Genomic DNA, 7,648 nt, shown 5'->3' with positions numbered 1-7,648 from the left:
ACAGTGAGCTGGGGGAGCGGAGAGACGTGCGATAGAGATATGCACGAGCGGTCCGGGGCCCGCCGGGGTCTACACGCGTAAGATCGTCGGCAGCGTCAGGTGTGTATAAGGGACAGCTGCTGCACGGTGGCTACCCGGCGTTCGCCCGGACGGCACTGGCCGAGCGTGAGGCCGCCGGACTGCCGCCCATGCGGGCGATGGCACTGATCCGCGCCGAGGCCACCGACCGTCACGCGCCACTGGCCTTTCTACGCGCCGCCGTGCCACTGGCCCCCGCCGACGACGCGGTGGAGCGGCTCGGTCCGTTTCCCGCGCCCATGGAGCGACGCGCCGGTCGCCATCGCGCCCAGCTGATGCTTCTGGCCGACAGCCGTAGCAATCTGCAGGCCGTGCTCAGCGGCTGGCTGCCGGCACTGGGGCGGCTGCCCGAGGCGCGGCAGGTGCGCTGGTCGGTGGATGTCGATCCGGCCGAGTCGCTGTAGCGCTTGAAGACTGCGACCGAGGCCGGATAATGGTCGCTCGTTTGCCAACCGGATATTGAACACCCCGATGAAAGAAGAACTCGTCGATCTGCTGAGTCAGGCCCTGCAATCCCTGGCCGCCGCCGAATCCCTCAGCCTTCCCGACCGGATCGACATCCAGCTCGAGCGCGGCCGCGGCAGCGGCCACGGCGACTACGCCAGCAACCTTGCCATGCGTCTGGCCCCGGTACTGCGCCAGAACCCCCGCGAGCTGGCGACCCGGCTGGTGGCCCATCTGCCGGTGCATGCCCACATCGATCAGGTCGAGGTGGCCGGCCCCGGGTTCATCAACTTCTTTCTCACCCGCGATGCGGCCAACGCCGTCATCGCCCGGATCCACCGCGAGGGCCGTGAATTCGGCCGCAGCCACTATGGCCGGGGCCAGCAGGTGATCGTCGAGTTCGTCTCGGCCAACCCCACCGGCCCGCTGCATGTCGGCCATGGCCGCGGCGCCGCCTTTGGGGCGGCGCTGGCCGACGTGCTCGAGGCGACCGGCCACGCGGTCCATCGCGAGTATTACATCAACGACGCCGGGCGGCAGATGCATATCCTCGCCGTCAGCGTGCTGATCCGCTATCTGGAACATCGTGGCGAGTCCATGGCCTTTCCCGCCAACGGCTATCGCGGTGACTACATCCACGGCATTGCCCGCGATCTGGAGGCCGAGGCCGGCGAGCGCTACCGCATCACCGCCGCCGAGCTGACCGCCGGTCTGCCCGCCGATGCCCACGCCGGCGGCGACAAGGAGGCGTATATCGACGCCCTCATCGCGCGCGCCCGGGGCCTGCTGGGAGAAGGCCGCTACGAGGAGATCCTCGAAGCGGCGGTCACCGCCATCACCGGGGATATCGCCGAGGACCTGGCCGCCTTCGGCGTCCGCTACGACCGCTGGTTCAGCGAGCGCGCACTGGTGCGCACCGGCGCGGTGGAGCATGCCCTCGAGCAGCTCCAGGCCGCCGGCGCGCTCTACGACGCCGAAGGTGCCCGCTGGTTCCGCTCCACCGACTATGGCGATGACAAGGACCGGGTGGTGCGCCGGGCGGATGGGCAGACCACCTACTTCGCCTCGGACATCGCCTATCACCTGAACAAGTTCGAGCGTGGCTTCGAACAGGCCATCGATGTCTTCGGCGCCGATCATCACGGCTACATGGCCCGCGTGCGGGCAAGCCTCGAGGCGTTTGGCCATGCCACCGACGCGCTCACCTTCCGGCTGGTGCAGTTCGCCATCCTCTACCGCGGCTCCGAGCGCCTGCCCATGTCGACGCGCGCCGGCGAGTTCGTCACCCTGCGCGCCCTCCGCGAAGAGGTGGGCAACGACGCCGCCCGCTTTTTCTATGTCATGCGTCGGCCTGAACAGCACCTCGACTTCGACCTCGAGCTGGCCAAGTCGCAGTCCAACGACAACCCGGTCTACTACATTCAGTACGCCCACGCCCGGGTCTGCAGCGTACGCCGGCAGAGGCACGAGCGCGGGATCGAGCATGACCACGACAACGGGCTGAGCCATGTCGACCGGCTCGACGCCGATCATGAGCAGGCCCTCATTCAGGCCCTCGGCCGCTACCCCGAGGCGCTCGAGTCGGCGGCGGCCAACCACGAGCCGCACCTGCTGGCCGCCTACCTGCGCGACCTGGCCGGCGCGTTCCACACCTACTACAACGCCCATACGTTCCTGGTCGACGACCGCGACCTGCGCGATGCCCGCCTGACGCTGATCGAGGCCGTGCGCCAGGTGGTGCGCAATGGCCTCGATCTGCTGGGCGTCTCGGCACCGGAACGCATGTAGACATGGCAGCGAAGGGCAGCACCCGCCGCAAGCCGGCCCGCAAGAGCAATGGGCAGGCGAGCCGTCCGACCCGCGCCCGGGCGGCGTCGGGCCGTCGGCCGGGTGCCATTGTCTGGGGGGCGACGGGGCTGGCCGTCGGCCTGCTGGTGGCCCTGGTGGTGCACCTCGAGCATCGCCGGCCCGATGCACCCCGCGCCGACGCAACCGCTGACAGTGAAGCGGCCCCCTCGCCGGCGACGCAGGACGATCAGCCGCGGTTCGAGTTCTATCGCCTGCTCAACGAGCAGGAGGTGGAAGTGGGCGAGCGGGATGACGGCGGGGAGCCGCCCGCACCGGCCGTGCCCGAGGCCGATCCCGCCGCTGATCCACCGGCCGCCCCCGAATCGGACGGCACCCGCTATCTGCTGCAGGCCGGCTCGTTCCGTCAGGCGGAGGATGCCGATTCACTGAAAGCCAGCCTGGCGCTGCTGGGCATCCAGGCCCGCGTCCAGGTGGTCGAGCTGCCCGGTGGCGAGACCTGGCACCGGGTTCGCGTGGGGCCGTTCGCCGATCTCGAGCAGGTCAATGGAGTCAGGGCGCGGATGGCCGATCAGCAGATCGAATCCATCCTCCTCCAGGCCGGCGGCTGACCCGCCCGGCCTAGAGACTCTTGCGGTTGCCCGATTCGAACAGCTCGCGCTTGAGCCGGAACAGCGCCGAGGTGTCCTCGTCGCCGTAGCCCTGATCCAGCAGGCGCTCATAGTGCTTGATGGTCATCTCCACCAGCGGCAGATTGACGTCGAGCTTCTGCAGCAGGTCGCGGCACAGGTTGAGATCCTTGTGATGCAGCGACACCCGGAAGCCGGGCTCAAAATCGCCGGCCAGTATCCGGCTGCCACGGCGCTCGAGCAGACGGCTTCCCGCCGCGCCACCGGTGAGAACCGGCAGCAGGCGCTCGGTGTCGAGGCCACTCGCCTCAGCGAATGACAGTGACTCGCTGATCGCCTGGACGATGCCGGCAACCATCACCTGATTGACCGCCTTGGCCCGCTGGCCACTGCCCACCCGCCCGAAGTGCGTGGCGTCGCTGCCGATGGCCTGCAGGGCCGGGCGCACCCGCTCGAGCACCGCCGGGTCGCCGCCCACCATGATCTGCAGGGTGCCGGCCTCGGCGCCCTCGGGACCGCCGGTGACCGGCGCATCCAGGAACGTCGCGCCCTTCGCCTCCAGCATCGCTGCGGCCTCGCCGGCCGCGTCCACGCCAATGGTCGAGGTATCGATCACCACATCACCCGGGCTGACACCCGCCGCCAGCGCCGCAACCACTTCCAGCACATCGGCATCCGCGCGGACGCAGGTAATGACCACATCGCAGGCGTCGGCAAGCGCCGTCGCATCGTCGGCCACCGGTACGTCCAGCTCATTGCCGAGGGCATCGGCCGTGGCCCGCGTGCGGTTCCACACCCCCGCGAGCAGTCCATCGGCGGACAGGTTCCGCGCCATCGCCCGGCCCATCACGCCCAGTCCGGCAACACCCACTTTCATGCTTGTCTCCCTATCGTGCGTCAGCCCATCTGAGGCCCGGCAGTCTAACGCAGGTGCTCATCCTGCCCCAGAAAAAAAACGGGCGCCCGAAGGCGCCCGTGGGTCAGTGGTTCAGCCGGTCCGCGTTAGCGCGGGTTGCTGAACTCCGGATAGGCCTCGACACCGCATTCGACGATGTCGAGCCCGGTCTCTTCATCCTCCTCGGAGACACGCAGTCCGATCACCGCCTTGAGGATGGTCATGAGGATGTAGCTGACGCCAAAGGTCCAGACGAAGATCGTCACCAGACCGATGATCTGCGGCCCGAAGCTGGCGCCTTCATTCCACAGCGGCACCGCCAGGACACCCCAGATGCCGGCCGTGCCGTGCGCGGAGATGGCACCCACCGGGTCGTCGAGCTTGAGCTTGTCGAGTCCGACGATGGAGAACACCACCAGAACGCCGCCGACAACGCCGATCAGGGTCGCGCCCAGCAGACTCGGCACGTTGGGACCCGCGGTGATCGACACCAGACCGGCGATACCGCCGTTGAGGGCCATGGTCAGGTCGGCCTTGCCGAACATCAGGCGCGCGGTGACCAGCGCGGCGACGACACCACCGGCAGCGGCCAGGTTGGTGTTGGCGAACACCAGGGCGACCGCGTTGGCTGAGCCGGCGTCGGAGAGCTTGAGCTCGGAGCCGCCGTTAAAGCCGAACCAGCCGAACCACAGGATGAACACACCCAGCGTGGCCAGCGGCATGTTGGCACCCGGAATCGGCTTGACCTCGCCATTGGGGCCGAACTTGCCCTTGCGCGGGCCCAGCACCATCACCGCCGCCAGCGCCGCGGCCGCACCGAACATGTGGACGATGCCCGAGCCGGCGTAATCGGAGTAACCGACCTCGGCCAGGAAGCCACCACCCCAGCTCCAGAAGCCCTGGATGGGATAGACCAGGCCGGTGACGATCACCGTGAACAGGAGGAATGTCCAGAGCTTCATCCGCTCGGCCACGGCACCCGAGACGATCGACATCGCGGTTGCCACGAACACCACCTGGAAAAAGAAGTCGGAGATGTTCGAGTAGTAGGCATCGCTGCCCGCGGCGATGTCCGCCGGCACGTTATCCGATGCGCCGAGAATGCCGCCGATGGACGGAATGACGCTGCTGATGCCGCCGCCATACATGATGTTGTAGCCGATCAGCATGTACATGATGCAGGCGATCGCGTAGAGCGAAACGTTCTTGGTGAGGATCTCGGTGGTGTTCTTCGAGCGCACCAGGCCCGATTCGAGCATGGTGAACCCGGCGGCCATCCACATGACCAGCGCCCCGGAGATCAGGAAGTAAAAAGTATCCAGCGCGTAGGCCAGTTCGTTGAATTCTGCAGACATGTTTCAGACTCCCAGTGATTCCTTAGAGTGCGTCTTTGTCGGTTTCACCCGTACGAATGCGGATGGCCTGTTCGACGGGCGAGACAAAGATCTTGCCGTCGCCGATCTTGCCGGTGTTGGCCGCCTTGCTGATTGCCTCCATGGCGCGTTCGACAAGATCATCGTCGAGCACGACCTCGACTTTCATCTTGGGCAGGAAATCGACGACGTACTCAGCCCCCCGATAGAGCTCGGTGTGGCCTTTCTGACGGCCAAATCCCTTGACCTCGGTGACGGTGACGCCCTGCACGCCGATCTCCGAGAGTGACTCCCGGACATCGTCGAGCTTGAAAGGCTTGATAATCGCAGTGATCAGCTTCATGCCTGAACTCCCCTGTCGGGACCGGATCCCCCGGTGCCCATGAACGATATAAATGCACCAGAATCTATGCACGGACCATGCCAACGAGCAGGCGCTCAGCGATCGGCGACCTGATCCTGTGCATCGCGGGCGATATGCACTTTCTCGGTGCAAACTCCGTTCATCGGACGCACCAAAATGAGTCGCCCCGTGGATTGGGAATTGCCCGCGAACGCCTTAAACTGGCCCGACAGTCAACGGAGGCCGAACAATGCTCGATCCGAAACAGCTTGACGACATGGCGAAGCGCTTTTCCGAAAACCTGCCCAGCGGGCTGCGCGACTTTCAGGCGGAAGTCGAGAAGAACGCCCGGGTGGCGCTGCAGAGCACTTTCAGCCGGATGGAGCTCGTCACCCGCGAGGAATTCGACGCCCAGGCCAAGGTGCTTGCCCGCACCCGCGAGCGCCTCGAGGCGATGGAAGCCCGGGTCGCGGCGCTCGAGGGGACGCCAACCACCGGCGAAGCGGCACAGCCGGACGACGCCGCCGACTGATTCCCGCCCGCCACGCGCGGGTCTTCAGCTTCGCACAGGGAGGTGCGTCGCCATGGCACTGGCACAGATTCAGGCCCGCGCGGCGGTGGGCATCGATGCCCCGCGCGTGGGCGTCGAGGTTCATCTGGGCGGCGGTCTGCCGTCGCTGTCCATCGTGGGATTGCCCAATACGGCGGTGCGCGAGGCCCGCGACCGGGTCCGCGGGGCACTGACCACCAGCGGTTTTGAATTCCCGCGTCGCCGCATCACCGTCAATCTCGCCCCCGCCGATCTGCCCAAGGATGGCGCCCGCTTCGACCTGGCGATTGCGCTGGGCATCCTCGTGGCCTCCGGCCAGATTCCCGGACAGCATTGCGGGACCACCGTGTTCTGCGCCGAGCTGGCGCTGTCCGGCCGCCTGCGTCCGGTCAACGGCACCCTGCCCGTGGCACTGCGCTGTACCGCCGCCTCGGAAACCCTCGTCGTTGCCGCCGACAATGCCGCCGAGGCCGCGCTGGCGGGTGGCCCCGTGCATGGCGCCGATCATCTGCTCGATGTGACCCGGCATCTCGGTGGCAAGCGTCCCCTGCCACCGGCGCAGCCCAGCGGGCGCGGCCATGCCCCGGCAGGCCCCGATCTGCGCGATGTCATCGCCCAGGCGCCGGCGCGGCGGGCCCTTGAAATCGCCGCGGCCGGCGGCCATAGCCTGCTGTTCTGCGGCCCGCCCGGCAGTGGCAAAAGCCTGATGGCGGCACGCCTGCCGGGCCTGCTGCCCGCCATGACCGATGCCGAGGCAATGGAGTCGGCATCGCTGCACTCCATCGCCGAGGGTTGCTTTGACCCCGCTCACTGGGCCCGACGCCCCTTCCGCAGCCCCCATCACAGCACATCGTCGCGGGCACTGACCGGCGGTGGCGTGCGCCCGCGGCCCGGCGAGATCTCGCTCGCCCACCACGGGGTGCTGTTCCTCGACGAGCTGCCCGAATTCCCCCGTGAAGCCCTCGAGGCCCTGCGCGAGCCACTCGAGACCGGCGAAATCAGCGTCTCGCGGATCAACGCGCGGCTGCGCTTTCCCGCCCGCTTCCAGCTGATTGCGGCCATGAACCCCTGCCCCTGCGGCTACGAGGGTGACAGCGACCATGACTGCCGCTGCACGCCGGCGCAGATCCGTCGCTACGGCAACCGCATCAGCGGGCCATTACTGGATCGCATCGATCTGCAGGTGCGGGTCCCCCGGCTGACCGCCGCCCAGCTCGACACCTGCACTGAGGGCGAGTCCAGCGACGCGGTGGCCCGCCGCGTCCAGATCACCCGCGAGCGCCAGCTGGACCGTGACGGGATCCCGGCCAGTCATCTGCCGGTGAGCGCGATGCGCCGCGTCGGCCGACTCGATGTCGCCGGCCGGCAAATCATGCGCCAGGCCACCCAACGCTTTGGTCTGTCGGCACGCGGCTGGCACCGCTGCTGGCGGATCGCGCGCAGCATTGCCGATCTCGACGGCGCTGCTGACATACGGGAACACCACATCGCCGAAGCACTGTCCTATCGTGAGCGGGTTCAGCGTTAAAC

8 protein-coding genes are annotated in these 7,648 nt (G+C 67.6%); 5 read left to right on the top strand and 3 right to left on the bottom strand.

What is annotated here, in order from left to right; translation table 11 throughout:
* Positions 1–101: 101 nt before the first annotated feature.
* The 3 genes from BA899_RS08960 to BA899_RS08950 all read left to right on the top strand — a co-directional run bounded on the left by BA899_RS08960 (position 102) and on the right by BA899_RS08950 (position 2,939).
* Positions 102–482, top strand: coding sequence for a hypothetical protein (locus BA899_RS08960; RefSeq protein WP_159300375.1), 381 nt, complete (start codon positions 102–104; stop codon positions 480–482).
* Between the two features lie 67 nt (positions 483–549).
* Positions 550–2,310 (top strand): arginine--tRNA ligase, encoded by a 1,761-nt coding sequence (gene argS / locus BA899_RS08955; protein ID WP_159300374.1) that lies wholly within the window; start codon positions 550–552, stop codon positions 2,308–2,310.
* A 2-nt stretch (positions 2,311–2,312) separates the two neighbouring features.
* Positions 2,313–2,939, top strand: coding sequence for an SPOR domain-containing protein (locus BA899_RS08950; RefSeq protein ID WP_148121565.1), 627 nt, complete (start codon positions 2,313–2,315; stop codon positions 2,937–2,939).
* 10 nt (positions 2,940–2,949) lie between these two features.
* Here the strand turns inward: BA899_RS08950 and BA899_RS08945 are convergent, their stop codons facing one another.
* The 3 genes from BA899_RS08945 to glnK form a co-directional block, all read right to left on the bottom strand.
* Positions 2,950–3,834 carry an NAD(P)-dependent oxidoreductase gene (locus BA899_RS08945; protein WP_159300373.1) on the bottom strand — a complete coding sequence of 295 codons (885 nt, stop codon included), beginning with the start codon at positions 3,832–3,834 and terminating at the stop codon, positions 2,950–2,952.
* 125 nt (positions 3,835–3,959) lie between these two features.
* The gene (locus BA899_RS08940) at positions 3,960–5,207 is read right to left on the bottom strand and encodes an ammonium transporter (protein WP_144347052.1); all 1,248 of its coding nucleotides are present in this window, start codon (positions 5,205–5,207) and stop codon (positions 3,960–3,962) included.
* A gap of 22 nt (positions 5,208–5,229) precedes the next feature.
* A complete protein-coding gene (gene glnK / locus BA899_RS08935) occupies positions 5,230–5,568 on the bottom strand; it encodes a P-II family nitrogen regulator (protein ID WP_069133919.1) in 339 nt (112 codons plus the stop codon).
* A 250-nt stretch (positions 5,569–5,818) separates the two neighbouring features.
* Between glnK and BA899_RS08930 the strand changes: the two genes are divergently transcribed.
* Both BA899_RS08930 and BA899_RS08925 read left to right on the top strand, forming a co-directional pair.
* On the top strand, positions 5,819–6,100 hold the full coding sequence (locus BA899_RS08930) for an accessory factor UbiK family protein (RefSeq protein WP_148121563.1): 282 nt from the start codon (positions 5,819–5,821) through the stop codon (positions 6,098–6,100).
* Positions 6,101–6,152: 52 nt separating this feature from the next.
* A complete protein-coding gene (locus BA899_RS08925) occupies positions 6,153–7,646 on the top strand; it encodes a YifB family Mg chelatase-like AAA ATPase (protein WP_159300372.1) in 1,494 nt (497 codons plus the stop codon).
* Positions 7,647–7,648 lie beyond the last annotated feature (2 nt).

The sequence above is a fragment of the Spiribacter sp. SSL99 genome, assembly GCF_009805925.1.
GTDB lineage: Bacteria > Pseudomonadota > Gammaproteobacteria > Nitrococcales > Nitrococcaceae > Spiribacter > Spiribacter roseus.
Note: the sequence above shows the minus strand (reverse complement) of the source record. Positions and strands in the feature narration are given on the sequence as shown.